At 63.6% G+C, this 16,740-nt stretch carries 14 protein-coding genes; 4 read left to right on the top strand and 10 right to left on the bottom strand.

The genetic code is table 11. From position 1 onward, the window contains the following. Nucleotides 1-31: 31 nt before the first annotated feature. The 8 genes from ligD to AC0X69_RS06880 form a co-directional block, all read right to left on the bottom strand. Entirely contained in the window at nt 32-2,587 is a 2,556-nt protein-coding gene (gene ligD / locus AC0X69_RS06915) for a DNA ligase D (protein WP_482612595.1), read from the bottom strand. A 6-nt stretch (nt 2,588-2,593) separates the two neighbouring features. After that, nucleotides 2,594-3,454 carry a non-homologous end joining protein Ku gene (gene ku / locus AC0X69_RS06910; RefSeq protein ID WP_482612593.1) on the bottom strand — a complete coding sequence of 287 codons (861 nt, stop codon included), beginning with the start codon at nt 3,452-3,454 and terminating at the stop codon, nt 2,594-2,596. A gap of 43 nt (nt 3,455-3,497) precedes the next feature. Continuing rightward, complete coding sequence (locus tag AC0X69_RS06905; protein ID WP_482612591.1) at nt 3,498-4,001, bottom strand: hypothetical protein; 504 nt, start codon at nt 3,999-4,001, stop codon at nt 3,498-3,500. Between the two features lie 14 nt (nt 4,002-4,015). After that, a complete protein-coding gene (locus AC0X69_RS06900) occupies nt 4,016-4,336 on the bottom strand; it encodes a hypothetical protein (RefSeq protein ID WP_482612589.1) in 321 nt (106 codons plus the stop codon). Between the two features lie 100 nt (nt 4,337-4,436). After that, nucleotides 4,437-5,492, bottom strand: coding sequence for an AI-2E family transporter (locus AC0X69_RS06895; protein ID WP_482612587.1), 1,056 nt, complete (start codon nt 5,490-5,492; stop codon nt 4,437-4,439). A 92-nt stretch (nt 5,493-5,584) separates the two neighbouring features. Then, nucleotides 5,585-5,968 carry a hypothetical protein gene (locus AC0X69_RS06890; protein ID WP_482612585.1) on the bottom strand — a complete coding sequence of 128 codons (384 nt, stop codon included), beginning with the start codon at nt 5,966-5,968 and terminating at the stop codon, nt 5,585-5,587. 157 nt (nt 5,969-6,125) lie between these two features. Continuing rightward, nucleotides 6,126-6,683 carry a carboxymuconolactone decarboxylase family protein gene (locus tag AC0X69_RS06885; protein WP_482612583.1) on the bottom strand — a complete coding sequence of 186 codons (558 nt, stop codon included), beginning with the start codon at nt 6,681-6,683 and terminating at the stop codon, nt 6,126-6,128. 11 nt (nt 6,684-6,694) lie between these two features. After that, complete coding sequence (locus AC0X69_RS06880; protein WP_482612581.1) at nt 6,695-8,419, bottom strand: thiamine pyrophosphate-binding protein; 1,725 nt, start codon at nt 8,417-8,419, stop codon at nt 6,695-6,697. Nucleotides 8,420-8,612: 193 nt separating this feature from the next. Here AC0X69_RS06880 and AC0X69_RS06875 point away from each other — a divergent pair, with 193 nt between their 5' ends. From AC0X69_RS06875 to pdeM, 4 genes are read left to right on the top strand one after another with little or no spacing between them, the layout of a single operon-like run. After that, on the top strand, nt 8,613-9,695 hold the full coding sequence (locus tag AC0X69_RS06875; protein WP_482612579.1) for a ligase-associated DNA damage response exonuclease: 1,083 nt from the start codon (nt 8,613-8,615) through the stop codon (nt 9,693-9,695). Further along, entirely contained in the window at nt 9,692-11,422 is a 1,731-nt protein-coding gene (locus AC0X69_RS06870; protein ID WP_482612577.1) for an ATP-dependent DNA ligase, read from the top strand. The genes AC0X69_RS06875 and AC0X69_RS06870 overlap by 4 nt, the downstream gene beginning before the upstream one ends. Beyond that, nucleotides 11,419-13,899, top strand: a complete 2,481-nt coding sequence (locus tag AC0X69_RS06865) for a ligase-associated DNA damage response DEXH box helicase (RefSeq protein WP_482612575.1) — start codon at nt 11,419-11,421, stop codon at nt 13,897-13,899. The genes AC0X69_RS06870 and AC0X69_RS06865 overlap by 4 nt, the downstream gene beginning before the upstream one ends. Beyond that, nucleotides 13,893-14,585 (top strand): ligase-associated DNA damage response endonuclease PdeM, encoded by a 693-nt coding sequence (gene pdeM / locus AC0X69_RS06860; protein WP_482612573.1) that lies wholly within the window; start codon nt 13,893-13,895, stop codon nt 14,583-14,585. Before AC0X69_RS06865 ends, pdeM begins: the two co-directional genes overlap by 7 nt. Here the strand turns inward: pdeM and AC0X69_RS06855 are convergent. Continuing rightward, on the bottom strand, nt 14,582-15,943 hold the full coding sequence (locus tag AC0X69_RS06855) for a phosphoribosylglycinamide synthetase C domain-containing protein (RefSeq protein ID WP_482612571.1): 1,362 nt from the start codon (nt 15,941-15,943) through the stop codon (nt 14,582-14,584). The genes pdeM and AC0X69_RS06855 overlap by 4 nt on opposite strands. 8 nt (nt 15,944-15,951) lie before the next feature. Further along, nucleotides 15,952-16,740 carry an iron-containing redox enzyme family protein gene (locus tag AC0X69_RS06850; RefSeq protein ID WP_482612569.1) on the bottom strand — a complete coding sequence of 263 codons (789 nt, stop codon included), beginning with the start codon at nt 16,738-16,740 and terminating at the stop codon, nt 15,952-15,954.

Below are 16,740 nucleotides of genomic sequence, written 5' to 3'. Positions count from 1 at the left end.
AAACGTGGCTAGTAATTTCTGGGACAGGACACTAGGCCTTCTTCCCCTTGCTCGGCTTCGGCGCTTCGATCGGAGCCGCGGCCCGGCGAAAGTCTCTCCAGGGGTCGTTCGTTAGCGAATCGAGACGGGCAAGGACTTTCGCAATCGTGAAATAGTCCGGTCCGATCGCCGGACTGAGTTCGTCCCAGGCCAGCGGCATGGACACGGCGGCGCCAGGGCGGGCCCGCGTCGAGTAGGGCGCAACAGCCGTCGCGCCGCGCTGATTGCGCAAATAGTCGACGAGGATCTTGCCGCGGCGCTTTGCCTTCGCGATCGTCGAGACGAATTTGCCGGGACTGTCATGCGCCATCGCATCCGCGATGCTCTTGGTGAACGCCTTCACTTGCGGCCATTCCGCTTTTGGCTGCACGGGCGCCATCACATGCAGGCCTTTTCCGCCTGACGTCTTGACGAAGGCCGTAAGGCCGAAATCCTCAAGCCGGCGTCGCGTTTCTTCCGCCGCAGCAATGACGGCCTCCCAAGAGACCTGCTCGCCGGGGTCGAGATCCATGATGATGACGTCGGGACGCTCCCAGTCAGATGCCGTCGAGCCCCAGGGATGGATTTCCAGCGCCGCCGACTGGACCAGCGCGGTGAGTCCGTCGAGGTCCTTGATGCTGAGCAGGGGCTCGTCTTCGTCCTTGGGGTCATCGATGAGCACGATGCTGGGATCGATGCCTTTCCACGCGTGCTTTTGGAAGAATTTCTCACCGTCGACCCCATTCGGGCAGCGTAGAAGCGCCAGCGGCCGATTGATGATGAATGGCGCGATATAGCGCCAGATCTCGGCGTAGTAGTCGGCGAGCCCCTGCTTTGTGACCCCTTGGTCGGGCCAATAGAGCCGATCGGGATGGGTGAGGATCACGCCGCTTTTTTCTGCTCTTGTCGCTGCAGGCCGCTCCATGGAAAGCGCTCTTTCACGAACGACGTCGCGCGCTTCCTTGTCCTCGCGCAGACCGCGAAAGGAGGCGTGCCGAAGATTTTGGTCAGCGGTCCAGCCGCGAAATTCAACTTCCGCGACGAGTTCCGGCCGCACATAGCGAACGTTCCGCGCCGCCTCTGTGCTGAGGCGCGCGCCAAAGGGACTCGAGGATGAGCGCATCGGATCGAGCTTCCTGAAAAGCTCATGCGCCATTTCCGTGGTGAAACCCGTGCCGACGCGCCCGACATGACACAGGACCCCATTCTGATAAACGCCGAGCACAAGCGCGCCGATCGCGCGTCGCGACACGGTCGACGGCGTATAGCCGGCGACGACGAATTCCTGCCGCGCGAAGCATTTGGCTTTTATCCAACTCTTCACGCGCCCCGAGCGGTAGGGCGAATCGCGCAATTTCGACACGACGCCTTCGAGGCCGAACCGGCAGGCGTGCGACAGCACGACCGCGCCGCTGTCTTCGAAGTGAATGCTGAGACGGACTTTGTCGGCGCCGTCGCCGACGAGCCGTTCCAGCGCGCGCTTGCGTTCGAGCAACGTCGCGCCGCGCAGATCGTAGCCGTCGAGGTAGAGAAGATCGAACACCCAATAGACGAAGCGTTCGGCGCGTCCTGCGCTCAGATCCGCCTGGAGAGCCGAGAAGTCCGAGGCGCCTGAACTGGTTTCAACGACGATTTCGCCGTCGATGAGAGCGGCGCCGAGCGGCAAGGCCCGCAGCGCCGCGACAATCCCGTCGCCAAACTTCTTCGTCCAGTCGAGGCCGCTGCGCGAGAGCAGCCGCACGCGTCCCGCCTCGATGCGCGCCTGCACGCGATAGCCATCGAATTTGATTTCGTGAACCCATTCCTTGCTCGACGGCGCGGCGCCCGAACTTGCCTGCATCGGCTCAACGAAAGTCGGCAGCTGCGCCTTCTTCGCGCCCTTGATCCGCGACGGCTCCACATCAGGAGCGGGGGATGACTTCGTCGCGGCGGCGCCGGTCTTCACTGACCGGGATTTCGCAATCTGCTTTGGCGCGGCGGCTTTCTTCTCGCGCCGCGCTGACCGACCGTTCGCAACGTCGTCGATCGTGCGCCCGGTCTTCACCGACTGCGGCATTTCGTCGAGAATGTCATCGTCGTCGGGCGAACGCGCAAATTCGTCATCGCTCTTGATGAGAAGCCAATTGTCGTGCTTCTCGCGCGGCTTTTTCGCCATACGCACGAGATGCCAGCGGCCGCTGAGCTTCTTGCCGCGCAATTCGAAATCGAGATGGCCTTTCGCATAGCTCTTGTGCGGGTCGCCTTCGGGAATCCAGACGCCCTTGTCCCAGACGATCACCTCGCCGGCGCCATATTGGCCTTCCGGGATCACGCCCTCGAAGTTGCGATAATCGAGCGGATGGTCCTCGACGTGGACCGCGAGCCGCTTCTCTCCAGGCACAAGGCTTGGCCCTCTCGTGACGGCCCAGCTTTTCAAAACGCCGTCCATCTCCAGACGCAGGTCGTAATGCAGGCGCCGTGCGGCATGTTTCTGGACGACGAAGCTGCTGCCGGTCTTGCGAGCGCTTCGCCCTTTCGGCTCGCCTGTCGTTGAAAAGTCGCGCTTCTTTCGATAGTCGGCGAGGGACATGCGTCGTCAGCTCGCTTTCCGGCGCGTCGCTGCTGTCCTGCTTTTGCGAGTCGGCGTCGCCCGCTTCTTGGCTGCCGTCTTGTCGCCCCGCTCGGATAGAGCGGCGCTCTCGCGCAGCGCATCAAGCAGATTGACGACCTTGGCTTCTCGCGCCTTGCGCGGCGGCGCAATCGACTTGCCTTCAAGCTTCGCCTTCACGAAGTCAGCGAGCGCCTGCTCATAGCGGTCCTCGAAGGTCGATGGATCGAACGCGCCGCGCTTGGTGTCGATGATATGTTTGGCGAGCTGAAGCATCTCGCCCTCGATCTTGATCTCGGGAATTTCGTCAAACGCCTGCTGTGCGGAGCGAACCTCGTAGTCGAAGTTCAAGGTGACGGCGAGAAGCCCGTCGCCATAAGCGCTGACCAGAACCGTGCGCGCGCGTCTGAAGAGCACAGCGTTGGCGAGCGCGGCGACTTTGTTCTTTCGCATGCCTTCGCGGATCAGAACGAAGAGCTCGTTCGCGTCGGTCTGAGAAGGCGCCAGATAGTAGGGCTTGTCGAAATAGACACTGTCGACTTCAACAAGGTCGAGGAAAGTATCGATCGTCAGCGTCTTGTCGCTCTGCGGCCTCGCTTGTGCGAGTTCGTCGGCTTCGAGGACGACATGTTCGTTCTTGTCGACCTCATAGCCTTTGACCTGATCCGCCGATTCGACAGGTTCGCCCGTTTCACTATCCACGAAGGCGCGCCGGACGCGGTTGCCGGTTGCGCGGTTGATCGTGTGAAATGCGATCCTTTCCGACGTCGAGGTTGCGGAATAGAGCGCCACCGGGCAGGTGAGCTCTGCAATCTTAAGAGAGCCCTTCCAATTCGCTCTCGGCGCCAACGCAAACCTCGCACGCTCGCGGGCTCGGGGAGCCCGCCACTAATTACGCTTCTGGAGACTTCATGTTGTCAAGCTTTTGCGCGAGTTTCGACGCAACGAATAGTCCTGCGGCCGCCCCGACGATCAGATGGAGGTTCGGCGCCACGCGTTCGGCGACCGCTCTCGCGGCGACCGGCGCCATCGAGCCGATCGACGAGCCGATCGACCGCACCAGGTCCCCGTCGGCCTTGAGCAACTGGTCGGCGAAGGGCAGGGCAGAAAGGCCGCTTGCTTCGATTGTCGACGCGGGCGCTTGAGTTTCCTCGATCTCAGAACTCCGCGGCGCGGTCGCCAGGTAGACAATGAGAGCGGCCGCGAGGAAAGCGCCGGCGATCACAAGATTGCCGGCGATGTCGCCCCACATCCTCGTGGCATAGGCGTGGGCGGCGGCGGTGGCGAAGCCAAGCGCCAGCAGCGAGAGCGTCATGACGATTGCGAGACGCGACGCCGTTCGCGTCGCGTTCTCAAGGCTTTCGTCAACCCTTCTGAATAGCGGATCCAGCATCATGAGCTTGCCCGAAGTTAGCTGCGGCCCTTCCACATGGCGCCGACCAGGAATCCGCTCGCGATAGCGAGCAACAGCGCCGTCACCGGCTGCTCGCGCACCACGTCTTCGACCGTCGTCTTGAGGCCTTCTCCCGCGGTCCTGGCCTTCTCAGCCACCTGCCGGGATTGTTCGCTCACCGTTGTCAGCGCGGCGTCGGCCTTCTCCATGGTTTCATCGACCTTGGCGCTCACGTCCTCAGCCATGGCGGCGGCTTTTGCGGCGGCATTGCCCGACGCCTTGGTGATGGCGTCCTGCGCCTCCTGAACCTTGTTTGTGACCTGAGATGTTACGCTCATGTCCTCTTCTCCCGCTGTTATTGCCTCGCTGGGCGAATACTGAACTTACAGATCGGTTGATTGTTCCTCGCGAGCCGCGAGCGGATTCCATCGCGCGCGCCTATTCCGGAAGATTGATCTCGTGTTTGGGGAAGAGGTGGCTGAGCGTCACGGCGCCCGTGATCAGCAGAGGCGTCGCGAGAACTGCGCCGACCGGCCCCCAAAGCCATGTCCAGAACACGAGAGCCAGGAAGACCAGCCCCGGATTGAGAGTCAGCCGCCGGCCAACGACGCTAGGCGTGACGACATTCGACTCGAAAGTATCCGCAACCACCATGACGAGCGGCGCGACGAGCGCATGCGTTATCGAGCCGAATGTGGCGAAGCCCACGAGAAACAAAGCCAGATAGATGGCGAGCGGGCCGACATAGGGAACGAATTCCAAAGCGAAAGCGACGAGTCCCCAAAGCAGAGGATTCGGCAATCCCACCGCAAAGGCGGTTAGCGCGACGATCGACGCCAGCGCCAGGTTGATGGCGGCGACCACCGCCATGTAGCTCTTGAGATCTCGTTCGATGTCGTTGAGGAGACGCAACGTGCGCAGCCGCGTCTCCTTTTCTTCGAAGACAAAGACAAGGTAACGGCGCAATTCTTCTCTCCCCGCGAGGGAGAAGAACAAGGCCGCCAGAAAAACGACCAACTCGCCAATCGTCGGCGTAAGGAAATTCATGGTCGATTGCAGCAACGCTGTGGCGTCGAAGGGGACGCCTTCGCCGCGGGCGAAAATGCTTTGCAGTCGTTGCAGCGAGAAGGCGGGGCCGAAGGCCGCTTTCAGCTTGTCGTCGAAGGAGCTCAGCAGTTCGGGCGCGCGGCCGACCCAATCGACGGCGATGGCGGATCCCTGAACGATCGCCGCATGAATGATCAACAAGGCGCTGAAGACGATGGCGGCGGCAAAAGCGCTGGGAGGAACGCCCCAGCGCCGCATGGCGCTTGCCCAGGGTCCGAGCATGAAGGCGAGCACAGCCGCCGAGACGAGCGGCACCATCAGAGTCTGCGCCAGGCTCAATGCGACTGTGAGCGCCAGCGCGAAAATGCCGACCACTGCCCAGGAAGACAGTCTCTGGATGTCGAATGAAGGCTCGAGCGCTTGTTCTTGGATGGTCTGCGTCGTCAAGTTTGGCCCCCGGAAAGCGCGGCAATTCGCCGGAGACCTAACTCAAGGGCGACAGCGAATGTTCCATCGCGATCAGTCGCCTTGGACCTTCGCTAAAGTCCGGGAAGAATATCTTTCCCGTCTTCAGCGAGCTTTGCCTCGCCAATCGACTTTTGAAAACCGCCGACCGCGATTTGCGCCAGTCCGGTGAGGGTGAGATGGGTGGATTGCGTAGCCAGTCCGAGCGTCAGTTTGGTTTTGCCCATGGCTTCATTGGCGTAGCCGCGCATCTGATCGGTGGCGCCCGAGCGGGCGATATTGTCGAGCGCCTCCCACATCGAGTCCTTCACTTGAGAGACGGAGTAGCGGGCGCGCGCGGATTGTTCGAGATCGTCAGCAGGCTCTTCCGGAGGGGCCGGCGGATTAGCTGCGCCAGGAGCGCCGTCACTTTGAGGATACACCAGAGGGCCGCCGGCGCCGTCATCCAAGTCAATCATCGATTCCACTCTCCTAATCTCAATTCCGGCGTTCGGCCGAGGCCGGCCGCCAGAATAAAAACCGACAAGAGAGTTCTATGTTCCGAACTCGTCGCACTGCGAAGCTCGGGGTTGGGCGCCAGAGACAAAAAGACAGGATGGGTTGGTTCCCGGCGATCTATTTGAACGGCTTCTCGACGCCGGGCGGCAGCGCGATGTGGAAGCCCTGATTGATCGTGGAAAACATCTGATAAAATCCCGACAGGACGACGAGTTCGACAAAACCCTTGACGCCGAACGCCTTGATGGCCTCGTCCTGAACGCGCTGCGGAATGTTCCGCCAGGACAATGTCGACGCCAGAACCTGCGCGACGAGATCATAGGGCGGCGCTGCGACGGCGCTCAAATCCTCGCCATTTTGGAGCGCGCTGATCAGCGAGGAGGGAACGCCCGCCGCTTCGGCATGCTGGATGTGGTCGGCCCATTCGAAGGCTGCGCCGGTGCGCCGCGCCACGAAGAGCACGACGAACTGGTAGACGTCGCGCGGCAGATGGCCCTCGAACTTGAGGTAGTAGCCGAGGTCTTCGATCTTTTCGCAAAGCTGCGGATGGTTCATCAAGGCGGCATAGGGTCCGCCGAATCCAGCGCCTTGCGCCTTGCGTCTTTCGACCATGCGTTCGTAGCGCGCGCGATCGTCCGGCGACAGGGTTGAAGGATCGAAAGGCAACTGAGCCATCGGCGTTTCTCTCACTCGTGATAGGAATAGGCCGCGATCGCTTCGGCCCAGTCCTTCACCGGCGTCGTGAAAGCCTTGTCGGCCTTGACGTCGACGAGGCAGGGGCCTTCGCCCTGTAACGCTCTCTCGAACGCGCCGGCGAGATCGCCGGGAGAATGCACCGTCTCGGCGCGCGCGCCCAGCGCCCGCGCGAAGCCGGCCCAATCATGATCCGGCAATCGCGTCAGTTCGTCCGGCGTGGGCCCCAGCCCATGCGCGCGAAGCCAGACATTGCCCAGCGCCGCATTGTTGATGACGACATAGAGGACCGGCAGCTGATAGCGGGCCGCGGTGGCGATCTCCATGCCGCCCATACGCATGCATCCATCGCCTGTGATGACGGCGACGCGCCGGTCCGGCCGCGCGCATTGGACGCCGATCGCCGCGCCGATCGCCCAGCCCATCGGCCCCAGATTGGTGGCCGAAACATAGGTTCTGGGTTCGAAAGCTTCCCAGTAATGGCCGGCGAAAGCGCGATGGGCGCCCGAATCGACCACGAGAACGCCGTCGCGCGGAAAAATGTTTCTCAGCTCGCGGATGACGCGGGCCGGATGCACTGGAAAGGCGTCGCTCTCGCAATGTTCCGGATCCTGCAGGCGGGGTTTGGCGCGGATCTCTGAGACCCAGGTCGCCCGCGAAGCGCTTGTCGGTTCGAGCGCGCCACGCAGCTTCTCGCTTTGATCGAGCAGATAGCGAAGATAGGCGCCGCAGCTCCCCACGATGCCGCCGTCCTGGACGTGCGTCCCGATCGCCGAGGGCAGCAGATTCACGCAGATCGACGCATTGGGCTTCACCTGCAACGCCCAATGCATCGTGTCGCGCTCGTTCAGTCCGGAACCCAAGATGATCAGCAGGTCGAGGGAGGGATCCATCAGCGCGGCGCGGGAGTGATGCGTCCCCGCATAGCCGAAGACGCCGAGCGAAAGCGGATGATCCTCGGGGAAAACGCCCTTCCCGCGCAACGTGGTCGCGACGGGGATCCGCCAGAGCTCGGCGAATTCCCTGAGCGCGTTGGCGGCGTTCGAATGTTCGACGCCCGCGCCCGCGAGAATGGCGATTTTGACGGGCGGCTTGCCTTCGGCGCTGCTCAAGAAATGTCGCAGCGACGCTTCGGCGGCCGGCATGGAGAGCGCATTGTAGTCGACCAGCGCCCGGTCGATCGGCGAATGGCTGACAGAAAGCTCTTCGGCCAGACAATCGCCGGGCAGCGAAAGGTGCACGGGCGAAGCGGGCCGGGTGCGAAGCTGCAGCAGCGCGTGCTGGAACAGGTGCGGCATGTTCTTCGGATTGTCGACCGAAGAAGAATAGCGCGTCAGCGGCTTCATGATCGCGACGTCGTCCAGCGTCTGCGGGCTCGCGTCCTGAAACACGCCGAGGCCTTCGAGGACGGTCGCCACCTCCCCGCTCATGAGAAGCAGCGGCGAGCCGTCGGACTGCGCGGTCGCCACCGCGGTGACGGTGTTGGTCAGGCCGGGCCCGCCGATGCAGAGCGCGGCGCCGAAATTTCCGCTCGCCCGCGCATAGCCGTCGGCCATATAGGCGGCGCCGCCTTCCTGCGCGGCGACGATCGGCGTGAGCGCCTTCTGCCTCCCCAAAGCCGGCAAAAAGGGGTCGACGAGCCCGCCGGGCACCATGAACAAATGGTCGAGTCCTTCACTCGCCAGCGCTTCGAGGATGAAGTCGACCCCTTGGGGCATTCTGTGCTCCAGTTCAGCTTGGCGAGCCCAGCAAGGGGCGGACAATCTTTATGGCTGGAATCATATAGGCGAGCGCAAGCTTTGCGATCAACCGAAGGATTTCGGTTGGGGACCGGCAAGGCTGCGCGCTCGGTTCAAACGCGAGCGGGCCGGTCGTGGGTTGGGGTGAATAGACTCGACCGAGTCCCTATCTATGCTGTCGGTAAAAATCCAAGTTGGACCGACGCGCTTTCATGCCTTCAGCGAGATGAACAAGGATCTGATCGTTTCCACGGCGGAGGGGCTCCACTGCCCTGCCGGAAAATTTCACATCGATCCCTGGCGTCCGGCGGCCCTGGCGGTGATCACGCACGGCCACTCGGATCACGCGCGATGGGGCAGCGGCGCCTATCTCTGCCACGAGGATTGCGCGCCCATCCTGCGCAAGCGGCTTGGCGACGTGCGCATCGAGACGCTGAAGTATGGCGAAATCCGTGAAATCGGCGACGTGCGGCTTTCGCTGCATCCCGCAGGCCATGTCCTTGGCTCGGCCCAGGCGCGGATCGAGCATCGCGGCGAGGTCTGGGTCGCGTCCGGCGACTACAAGCTCGAGGCTGACGGCGTCAGCGCGCCCTTCGAACCCGTCCGATGCGACGTCTTCATAACGGAGTCGACCTTCGGTCTTCCGATCTACCGTTGGCGCCAGCAGGCCGAGGTGATGGCCGACATCAACGCGTGGTGGGCGGAAAATGCGCGCGCGGGGCGGGCGAGCGTGATGCAGGCCTATGGGCTCGGCAAGGCGCAGCGGCTGCTCAGACATCTCGACGCCGGCATCGGCCCGATCGTCTGCCATGGCGCGATCGAACCGCTCAACCAGATACATCGCGATCTCGGCGTCGCGCTGCCGCCTACCGTCAACGTCACCACACTCGACAAGCCCGCGCTCGCGCGGTGCTTTGCGCTTGCGCCGCACTCGGCGATCGAGAGCCCGTGGATCAGACGGTTCGGCGCCCATTCCGACGCCTTCGCCAGCGGCTGGATGCAGCTGCGCGGCAATCGCCGGCGCCTCGGCGTCGATCAGGGCTTCGCGCTCTCGGATCACGCCGATTGGCCGGGCCTGCTACAGGCGATCGCCGCGACCGGCGCCGAGCGGATCCTTGTCACGCATGGAAGCGGGGAAGCGCTTTCTCGCTATTTGCGCGAGAGAGGCTATGACGCGCGGCCGATGGCGACCGAATATGGCGACGCGGCCCTCGAGGACGAGCCGGGCGGTGAGGCAGACGCAGCCGGCGCATGAAGACCTTCGCGACGCTCTACCGGCGCATCGACGCCGCGACCTCGACGCAGCGTAAGAGACAGGCGCTGACCGACTATCTGCGCGACGCGATCGGCGATCCGGCGCAATATGCCAGCGCCGCCTGGACCATCTACTTCCTCGCGGGCGGGAAACCTCGCCAGATGATCGCGACCAGGCTGCTGCGCCAGCTGGTCCTCGCGGCCAAGGCGTTGCCCGAGTGGCTCATTGACGAGTGCTACCACAGCGTTGGCGATCTCGCCGAGACTTTGGCGCTTCTGCTGCCGCCGCCGGCCAACGTCGAAGACGTTCCGCTCGATGTGTGGATGAATGAGCGGCTGCTGCCCCTGCGTGAACTTGATGAAGCTTCGCGGCTCTCGGCTGTGCGCGAGTGGATCGACGCGATGGCGTTCGAGGATCGCTTGCCGTTCTTCAAGCTCATTACCGGCGAGTTGCGCATCGGCGTCTCGAAACTGCAAATGACCCAGGCTATTGCCGAAGCGACGCAGCTTGACGCCAAGCATGTCGCGCAGCGGATGATGGGCTACACGCAGGCGAACCGCGCGCCTCAGGCGCAGGATTTCGTCGCGCTCGTCGCGCCGGCGGAAGCGGCGGAAGACGGGCGGCCTCTGCGCGGCCAGCCTTACCCGTTCTTTCTCGCCCATCCGCTTCAGGCGCCGCTCACCGCTTTTCCGGAACTGCTCGGTCCTGTCGATGACTGGCTGGTCGAATGGAAATTCGACGGCATACGCGCGCAGTTCATTCATCGCGCGGGCGAGTGGTGGTTGTGGTCGCGCGGCGAAGAGCTGATCAGCGACAGCTTTCCGGAGCTCGGCGCGCTCGTCGACTTTCTGCCCGATGACGTCGTCCTCGACGGCGAGCTTATCGTCGTTGCATCCGACGCTCCCCCGCGCGGCGCGGCGGACGACCTGGACGACCTGCGCCCCTTTTCAGAGTTGCAGCAGCGTCTCGGCCGCAAGCTTCTCACCGCGAAGATGCTGCGCGAGCGTCCTGTGGCGCTGATCGCCTATGATCTCCTCGAGAAAGACGGCCATGACCTGCGCGAGAAGCCGCAGCGGGAGCGACGCGCGCTTCTCGAGGAGGTCGTGTCGCGCGCGCATTCTTCCGCCATTCAGGTCGGCGCCAATCTGCCGCTGCGTCTGAGCCCCGCGCTGACGCAGCCCGACTGGGAATCTTTCGCGCGGCAGCGCGAGGAGGCGCGGGCGCGCGGCGCCGAAGGCATGATGCTCAAGGCGATGGGCGCGCCTTATGGCGTCGGCCGCCAGAAGAGCGGCGCAAATCTGTGGTGGAAATGGAAGCTCGATCCGATGAGCGTCGACGCCGTGCTGATCTACGCCGCGCGGGGTCATGGGCGACGTTCCGGCGTCTACAGCGATTACACTTTCGCAGTGTGGAGCGGCCCGCCGGAGCAGACGGACCGCATACTGCTTCCTTTCGCCAAGGCTTACTCCGGCCTCTCGGACGAAGAGATGCGACGAGTCGACGGCGCCATCAGAAGAACCACGATCGAAAATTTCGGGCCTGTGCGCAGCGTTCGGCCGACGATGGTTTTCGAACTTGGCTTCGAGGGCATAGGTCCGAGCAATCGGCACAAGAGCGGCATCGCCGTTCGCTTTCCCCGAATGCTGCGCTGGCGGCAGGATAAACCGGTCGAGGACGCCGATACGATCGACGCTCTGCGCGCTCTGCTGCCGGACGGCGGCGCATGAAGGACAAGCGCGGCAAACAAGCCGCGACGCAGGCCTTGTTCCACGAGCGCGGCTGGAAGCCGTTTCCCTTCCAGCGCGAGGTGTGGCGGGAGATGGCGAAGCGGCGCAGCGGGCTGCTGCACGCCACGACCGGCGCCGGCAAAACTCTCGCCGTCGCGCTCGGCGCCTGGCAGGCGTTTGCAGATAGCGGGGAAGAGCCGCCGCGGCTCTACACGCTGTGGATCACGCCGATGCGGGCGCTTGCGGCCGACACGGCGCGGGCGCTCGGCGAGGCGTTCGACGCGCTTTCCGCGCATGGACAGCGATGGACGGTGGGCGTTCGCAGCGGCGATACGCCTTCCGCCGAACGCGCCCGGCAGTCGCGCCGCCCACCGAGCGTGTTGATTACGACGCCGGAGAGTTTGTCGCTCATGCTGTCGCGCATCGACGCGCGCGATTACCTCGGCTGCGTCAGGTGCGTCATCGTCGACGAATGGCATGAGCTCATCGGCAACAAGCGGGGAGTCCAGACGCAGCTCGCCTTGGCGCGTTTGAAACGCTGGCGCCCCAATCTGCTGATCTGGGGAATGTCGGCGACGCTCGGCAATATCGAAGAGGCGAAGCGCGTCCTGCTTGGTCCGGAAGAATCGCCGAACGGCGTGATTGTCGCTGGAGCCTTACGCAAGAAAATCATTATCGACACGCTGATTCCTGAGGATGCGGCGCGATTTCCCTGGGCGGGCCACCTCGGCGTCAAAATGGCGCCGCAGGTCGTCGGCGAGATCGACAAGTCGCAGACCTCGCTCGTCTTCACGAACACGCGTTCGCAGGCTGAAATCTGGTACCACCATCTCCTGCGCGCGCGGCCGGACTGGGCAGGGCTCATCGCGGTTCATCACGGATCGCTGGCGCGGGAGTCGCGCGACTGGGTCGAGGATGGACTTAAAGCCGGCAAGCTCAAGGCGGTCGTCTGCACCTCGAGTCTCGATCTCGGCGTCGATTTCCTGCCGGTCGAACGCGTTCTGCAGGTTGGTTCGCCGAAGGGCGTCGCGCGTCTCCTGCAGCGCGCCGGACGCAGCGGCCATTCTCCCGGACGCGCCTCTCGCGTCACGCTCGTGCCGAGCCATTCGCTCGAACTCGTCGAGTCGTCCGCCGTGCAGCAGGCGGTGCGGGAAGGCCGCATCGAGAGCCGCCGCCGTCCAAACGCGCCGCTGGACGTTCTGGTGCAGCATCTCGTCACCGTCGGGCTTGGCGGCGGCTTCAGGCCGGACGAGCTGCGCGAGGAAATAGGCTCCACGGCGGCCTACGCTAATCTCTCGGACGAGAATTGGCGCTGGTGCCTCGACTTCGTGAGCGGCGGCGGTCCGAGCCTTCGGGCCTATCCCGAATATCGCCGCTGCGATCCAGACGCCGACGGCGTCTGGCGCGTGAGCGATAAGCGGATCGCCCTGCGTCATCGCCTCAACGTCGGGACCATTACGGCGGACGCGAGCGTGCTGGTGCAATATGGGCCGGCGCCCGCCGGGCAGAAGCTCGGCGTGGTTGAGGAAAGTTTTATCGCGCGGCTCAAGCCCGGCGACAGTTTCTGGTTTTCCGGCCGGCTGCTGGAGTTCGTACGCTTGCGCGATCTTGTCGCTTATGTGCGTCCGGCGAAGGCGCGCAGCGGCGCCGTTCCGCGCTGGGACGGCGGACGCATGCCGCTTTCGACGACTCTCGCCGACGCCATGGTCGAGCAATTGCAGCGCGCGGCCGAAGGCCGTTTCGATACGCCGGAGCTGCGCGCCGCCGAGAAGATGCTCAGACTGCAGGCGCGCTGGTCGCAGCTTCCGACTTCGGCGACTCTGCTGGCAGAGACGCTGAAAAGCCGCGACGGCTGGCATCTGTTTCTCTATCCCTTTGCGGGGCGCAATGCGCATGTCGGCATGGCGAGCCTCATCGCATGGCGCGCCGCGCAGAAGACCGCCGGCACATTCTCGATCTCCGTGAACGACTACGGTTTCGAGTTGCTGAGCGCCGATGCGCGCGACTGGGCCGAGATCCTGCCCGAGCTGATCGCACCGCGCGACGTTGGCGAATTGACGCATGAAGTGCTCGCGAGCCTCAACGCGGCGGAGCTGGCGAGACGGCGGTTTCGCGATATCGCGCAGATCGCGGGTCTGGTCGTCACGACCTATCCCGGACAACACAAGAGCCTTCGCCAGTTGCAGGCGTCGTCGAGTCTATTCTATGAAGTGTTCCGCAAATTCGACCCCGAAAACGGGCTCTTACGGCAGGCAGAGCGTGAAGTGCTGGAAGATGCGCTCGACATCGCCCGTCTTGCCGAAAGCTTCGAGCGGCTGCAGAATAGAGAGATCGTCCATGTCGCGTTGCAGCGCTGCTCGCCGCTCGCCTTTCCGTTGATGGTCGAGAGAATGCGCGAACGCCTGAGCACCGAAACGCTCGCCGCGCGTATCGAGCGCATGACATCGCAACTGGAGCGCGCCGCCGACAAATGTTAGAACGCGTTTCGCAGCGGCCCCGCTCCCGACTTCTTCCCTTTCACGAGTATCGCGGTCTCATTCTGCTGCCGCAGCGCGCCGCATGGCGCGAGACGACGCGCACGCTCTTCATCGCCGATGCGCACCTTGGCAAGGCCGCGACATTCCGCGCGCTCGGTCTGCCTGCGCCCAAGGGAACGACGCGCGACAATCTCCACCGCCTCGATGCGCTGGTGGAGCGGTTTAACCCTGCGCGTCTCGTTTTTTTGGGCGATTTGTTTCACGCACGGCAGGCGCATGCGCCGGGAGTGGCGGCCGCTTTCCTCGACTGGCGCAGACGACGCCCCGCCTTGCCGCTCACGCTCGTGCGCGGCAATCATGATCGGCGCGCGGGTGATCCGCCGCCTCACTTCGAGATCGAGCTTGTCGACGAGCCTTTCGAGGTGGGAGGCGTTGTCGCGCGCCACCACCCGCTCGGGGCTGACGCATGCAAGGAGGACGGACCGACGGCGCTTGCCGGACATCTGCACCCCTGCGTCAGGCTGAACGGCGCTGCGCGCGACAGCGTCCGTCTGCCGTGCTTCGTTCTGCAGGAGCGGCAAATCACGCTGCCGGCGTTCGGCGCCTTTACAGGCGGCGCGCTGGTTCGTGCGCGTGATGTCAGAACCTGCGCGATCGTCGACGATCAACTGCTCGTTTCAGACTAGCTGCGCGTCGCGTGAAAGGGAGCGGCCACGGGCGGCGCCCGCGGGCGGCGCGGGTGTTCGGTTTCGTATCCGAGCAGGCCAAGACGTTCGACCTGAGCGTAATCTCCAGCAATGAGCCGCTCTCCAATGTCGCGCCGGCAGCGCATATTGGGAATGTGCACGCGATCGATCAGACGATAGGCGTTGCGCCTTGCGCTCTCGATCGTGCGCCCGCAACCCGTCGCCACCATCGTCCAGCCATAGGCGCCGGCGGTGACGAGCTGACCACTATCGAGGGCGACTTCGCCGTAATGGATATTGTCGCGATCCTTTCGCGACAATGCGCCGTCGAAGAGGATCGGCATGCCGATCGGCTCCTCCGCCTGCCGCCGCGAATAGGGGAAGGGCGGCACGGTCAGCACGACGCCGACTGAGAATCCCTCATCGACAGCGAGACAATCCTTGTCGCGGCGGGCCATCGCTCCGAATAATTCCGGCCATGACGTTCGCTGCAAGGGAGACAGATTGGCGAAGCCCGGGTAGCCGAACCTGCAAGTAAACTCGAGTGGCCATATGCCCTGCTCATTGACGATCGTGTTGAGGTTCACATAGCCGCAATGGCCATGGCGCCGCAGCAGCGTTTCAATCCTCGCCAGAGTTCTCTCAAAGAAGATAGTCGAGCGCTCGAAGGTGGCGACCGTGCCCATCTCCCCCGTCAGCTCGCCGAGGTCGCCCGGGAAGAAGCGTTTGTGCTCCCAATCGAGACACGCCGGCCGCAAGAATTTCTCGCCGTCGAAATAAGCGCCGACGCCCATCTCGACGCCCTCGATAAAATCCATGAGGATGAAGCCGGCGTCTTCCGCCGGACTGGGTGGAAGATGTTGCAGGAGCGCGAAGATGTCGCGGCCATCCTCGAGAAGGCCGACATAATTGCGATGCGCGAGAGCGGGCGAATTGAATTTCAGCACATATCGTCCAGGCCGTTCGCGAAGAAAACGCATGCCGTCCTGCCGATCCGAAAATCCCCTCGTCGCGGCAGTGGCGAGGCCGAGTTCGGCGAGCAGGTTCTGCGCGTAAGCGCGATCGATTTCGAGCCGGTCTCCAAAGGCGCTTCCGCCGATGACATTGAACCCGTCGCGGCGCAGCTGATCTTGCAGGACCCCGCATGAGACGTTTTCGAACAGGATGAGTCCTTCGTCGCCCGCGGCCTTCACCCATGGCAGCTCGGCGCGCCAATCGTCAGTCTTGACGATCATTCCGGTCAGAATGTTTCGACAGAGCGGCGCGTCGACGAAGACTTTGACGTCGTGTCCTTCCTCGGACAGTCGAAGATAGACGGCGGCGAGATCGCAATAGTCTCCAATCCCGAGAATCCGCATGGAGGCTCCTAAGCCGCTGCTCGCGGCGGCTCAGCGATAAGTCGGAAGTGATGTCGGTAGCGCTCGAAGCACCGCGCGCCATGCCAGAGTCTGAGCACGGCGCCCTCGCCGATCGCCTGCGCGCGGCGCGGATCCTCGACGACGAGAGGACGCAGAACTTCGCGATTCCAGGCTTCAGAATGTTTCACGTCGAGAATCGCATGCAGGGAAAAATATTGGCGCTGTTTGCCCGGCACTTTGAGCCGCCGCAGTCCACGTTCAACGTGGACCGCACGTCCTGGCGCCGTCATTTCGATGGCCCCGAGCGCGCCGATCGAATGGAAGGCGTAACGGCGGTTGCTGGCGAGCGCCACCATCGTGTTGCCGAGCGCAAGCGATTCAGGGCAGACGTGTTCCGGTGTGGCGTCCACGCCAAAATAGTGGGCGAGCCGCGACAGCATAGGTCCGTGCATGCCCTGCGCGTTGCCACGTCCCATTTCGTCCCAGTAATTGCGGGCCATTTCGAGCTTGGGCGTCTGCGGCATCTTGATCTGCGTGAGGGCGACGAGATCGTCGAAGCCAGCCTCGCCCGATACTTCCTGCTCGAGAAACCACTTCATTTCGCCGAAGGTCGCCTGTCGCTCCAGCCACGGAAACAGCGGTTCGTTCTGCCCGGGTCCATTCTGCGCGAGGCGCTCGTACCAGGAGAGAAAGGCGTCGGCCTCGCCCGGAATATCCACGACGAGTGGAGCGATCGCTTCGCGAACGCTCTCCACATAGGCAATCTCAGCTTCGGCGAGAGCAGCGCGCTCACGCAT

It is taken from the genome of Methylocystis sp. Uni0008 (assembly GCF_056838045.1).
Note: the sequence above shows the minus strand (reverse complement) of the source record. Positions and strands in the feature narration are given on the sequence as shown.

Bases quoted from the DNA above. Each gene is read 5' to 3' on its own strand.
- ligD (WP_482612595.1), bottom strand. From the start codon at position 2,587: ATGTCCCTCGCCGACTATCGAAAGAAGCGCGACTTTTCAACGACAGGC.
- AC0X69_RS06885 (WP_482612583.1), bottom strand. From the start codon at position 6,683: ATGGCTCAGTTGCCTTTCGATCCTTCAACCCTGTCGCCGGACGATCGC.
- pdeM (WP_482612573.1), top strand. From the start codon at position 13,893: ATGTTAGAACGCGTTTCGCAGCGGCCCCGCTCCCGACTTCTTCCCTTT.
- AC0X69_RS06890 (WP_482612585.1), bottom strand. From the start codon at position 5,968: ATGATTGACTTGGATGACGGCGCCGGCGGCCCTCTGGTGTATCCTCAA.
- AC0X69_RS06875 (WP_482612579.1), top strand. From the start codon at position 8,613: ATGCTGTCGGTAAAAATCCAAGTTGGACCGACGCGCTTTCATGCCTTC.
- AC0X69_RS06850 (WP_482612569.1), bottom strand. From the start codon at position 16,740: ATGCGTGAGCGCGCTGCTCTCGCCGAAGCTGAGATTGCCTATGTGGAG.
- AC0X69_RS06870 (WP_482612577.1), top strand. From the start codon at position 9,692: ATGAAGACCTTCGCGACGCTCTACCGGCGCATCGACGCCGCGACCTCG.
- AC0X69_RS06880 (WP_482612581.1), bottom strand. From the start codon at position 8,419: ATGCCCCAAGGGGTCGACTTCATCCTCGAAGCGCTGGCGAGTGAAGGA.
- AC0X69_RS06855 (WP_482612571.1), bottom strand. From the start codon at position 15,943: ATGCGGATTCTCGGGATTGGAGACTATTGCGATCTCGCCGCCGTCTAT.
- AC0X69_RS06865 (WP_482612575.1), top strand. From the start codon at position 11,419: ATGAAGGACAAGCGCGGCAAACAAGCCGCGACGCAGGCCTTGTTCCAC.
- AC0X69_RS06900 (WP_482612589.1), bottom strand. From the start codon at position 4,336: ATGAGCGTAACATCTCAGGTCACAAACAAGGTTCAGGAGGCGCAGGAC.
- AC0X69_RS06905 (WP_482612591.1), bottom strand. From the start codon at position 4,001: ATGATGCTGGATCCGCTATTCAGAAGGGTTGACGAAAGCCTTGAGAAC.